This is a genomic window from Intestinibacter sp. (assembly GCF_022780145.1).
GTDB lineage: Bacteria > Bacillota > Clostridia > Peptostreptococcales > Peptostreptococcaceae > Intestinibacter.
Genome location: NZ_JALEXO010000157.1, coordinates 1 through 2,914 on the forward strand (window position 1 = coordinate 1; position 2,914 = coordinate 2,914).

Sequence of the window (2,914 nt, forward strand, 5' to 3'; positions counted from 1 at the left end):
TTTGAGAAGTATGTTGTCTACTACTTTATCCTGTTCATCTTCTCCTTTCATAGCTATTTTGTCTATAAGGCATATAGGTGAACCCTCTTCTTCATGTATAACTCCTTGCAAATATTCTACTGAAAAATTAGACTCTATAGCCATTACTACATCTTCTTTTTCGACGTTTAATTCTTCTGCTATTTCTTCTATAGTGGGATCTCTACCTAATTTTTTGCTCAATTCCTCTCCTTGCACCTTAATTTTAATTGCAAGCTGCTTAAGCGATCTAGATACCTTCACCATGCCATCGTCTCTTAAATATCGTTTTATTTCTCCTAAAATCATCGGCACAGCATATGTAGAAAATTTTACATTGTAGCTAAGATCAAATTTATATATAGCTTTAATCAAACCTATAGATCCTAACTGAAATAAGTCATCTCTTTCATAGCCTATATTGGCAAATTTGCCAACGACACTTCTGACTAACCCGAGGTTGCTAGATATAAGCAATTCCTTAGCGTCTTCATCTCCTTTTTGAGCTTTTTGAATTAATTCTAAAGTCTCCTCATGGCTAAGTAAATGCTTTTTTTCTTCCTTTTTAGCAGTTATCCCCATAAATCAAACCTCTATTCTGAATTTATTTAGGTATTTCTATCGTTTTAGTCATTATAACTTTAGTTCCCTCTCCTACTATCGATGCTACTTGCACATCATCCATAAAGCTCTCCATAAATGAAAATCCCATACCAGATCGTTCTAGCTCTGGCTTCGATGTAAACATCGGCTGTCTAGCTTCTTCTACATCCTCAATGCCCTTGCCGTAATCTTCAACGACTATCTTTATAGTATTTTCAATTAATTCACATCTAAGATGTACAAACTTACTCTCATCCTCTTCATATCCATGGATAATCGCGTTAGTTACAGCTTCAGATACAGCAGTTTTTATGTCTGATAATTCATCTATAGTTGGATCTAATTTAGCTGCAAAAGATGCAACTATTACTCTTGCAAGGCTCTCATTCTCTGATTTTGCAGAAAACTTTACTTCCATAATATTACTCATAATGTAGTTCCCCCTTATTAAGAATTTATCGCATCTTCATATGACTTACATACGTTTATTATTTTTCCCATTCCCGATAAATTAAAAACCTTCTCTACTCTCGGATTCATATTTATTACAGATACCTTTCCATGAGCATTGGCAATTTTCTTATATCGACCTATAATAACTCCTATTCCTGAAGAATCCATAAATCTTATGTTTTGAAAATCAAATATAATATTTTTTATATTTTTTCTCATTATAATTTCATCTACATTTTCTCTTACATAAGTAGATACATGATGATCTAACTCTGTGGTTGTAAATTGAACCAATAGCGTCTTATCATCTAAATAACATTTAATCACTTGGCATCCCTCCCATTTGAAGCTTACTGATAATCAATTCTATTTTTTACAAATTGATTCCTTCAATGAAATTTAGCTAGTTTTGTTTAATCCTGTCTATGGAAGCTATAATTAAAAAACTAAAAAATACTATTATCATTATTTCCTTTTTTTGTATTTATATACATAAAAAAACAAAGGTATAAACAAATTTATTTTAAAATCGTTTATACCTTATGATCTTCTATAAAACTTTTTCTATCTCTACAAATGTATCATAATATGCTACCTGACCACCAAAATCTGATATTCCACTATCTATTAAGTAGTTTGGATTTCCATGCTTCTTCCACCAGCCTTGGTATATGTTTACTACGCCGGACAACATAGTTTCATCAATCCTAACACGTGCATTTATCTCTCCATTGTGAGATTTTACTCTAACTGTATCATTTTCTTTAACATTAAGCTCTTTAGCATCCTTATCGTTGATATAAATCTTGCAAATACCCTCTTCATCCATAAAATGAGCACTCGATATTGTATTTTTATGGTGCATAGTCAACAACCTAAATTTTTTAGAATCACCATTTTTCTCTATAGCATCATAGACAGGTATCGGAATAACACCATCATGTAAAGCTTGTAAACTATAAAACTCATATTTCTTTGTCACAGTTTCAAACTTTTTATCCTTCCAAGCTACATCTTGTTGTATATTTACGTAATTATTCTTAATAAATTCTAAATCTATATCCTTATAATATTTATCAAGAGGTTTAATTACCTCGCTTAAATATTCCTGCTTTGTTACAAATGGATAATTCTCTATATTCATTTTTCTAGCAACTTCCATAAAGAAATAATATTCGTCCATCAGTTTGTGTCTAGGTTCAACTGCACACTCATTATAAGTTAGATATGGATTGCACATAGATGAAAAAATCAAATCTTCACTTTCAAGTGTTGTACTCGTAGGTATAAATAAATCACACATCTGAGCAGTATCAGTCATAAATAAATCAAAGCAGACCTTAAATTCGATTTTTGAAAAAACCTCCTTCAATCTGTTCAAATCCGGCAATTGATTCAATAAATTACTCGTCGTAACCACAATTGCCTTTACAGGGGTACTATCATCACACCCTACAGAATATTCTTCTGGTTTTTCAATAAAATCACTAATATGGCTGACATAAAATTCCCTGTTATCAGCATATATATAGCTCTTATATGGATCAGTATCTAAAACTGGAGGATAAATACTATTTGCATAATTAACGCCGCCTCCAGAAAATCCAATTTGACCAGTTATAGCCCCAAGTGCATTTATAGCTCTTATAGTATTTCCACCGTTTTTATATCTTTGAAGTCCATGACCAATTAATATTGTAGAATATTTTTCACAGTAAATACGAGCGATTTTCTCCACAGTTTCCTTGCTAGTATTACATTCAGAAATTAAAAAATCCAAATCAAGTCTGTCTAAATACGCCATATAATGCTCAAATCCAAAAGTATAATTTTGAATATA

General features: G+C 31.4%; 4 protein-coding genes. All 4 read right to left on the reverse strand.

Annotated features, from left to right (window positions below; all coding sequences use genetic code 11):
• On the reverse strand, positions 1-600 hold a 600-nt coding region (locus MR593_RS06170; protein ID WP_290690898.1), incomplete at its 3' end, for a sigma-70 family RNA polymerase sigma factor.
• A 22-nt stretch (positions 601-622) separates the two neighbouring features.
• Positions 623-1,051, reverse strand: coding sequence for an anti-sigma F factor (spoIIAB, locus tag MR593_RS06175; RefSeq protein WP_290690900.1), 429 nt, complete (start codon positions 1,049-1,051; stop codon positions 623-625).
• Between the two features lie 17 nt (positions 1,052-1,068).
• Positions 1,069-1,401, reverse strand: a complete 333-nt coding sequence (spoIIAA, locus tag MR593_RS06180) for an anti-sigma F factor antagonist (protein ID WP_290690902.1) — start codon at positions 1,399-1,401, stop codon at positions 1,069-1,071.
• Between the two features lie 223 nt (positions 1,402-1,624).
• On the reverse strand, positions 1,625-2,914 hold a 1,290-nt coding region (locus MR593_RS06185), incomplete at its 5' end, for a molybdopterin-containing oxidoreductase family protein (protein ID WP_290690905.1).

Bases quoted from the DNA above. Each gene is read 5' to 3' on its own strand.
- spoIIAB (WP_290690900.1), bottom strand. From the start codon at position 1,051: ATGAGTAATATTATGGAAGTAAAGTTTTCTGCAAAATCAGAGAATGAG.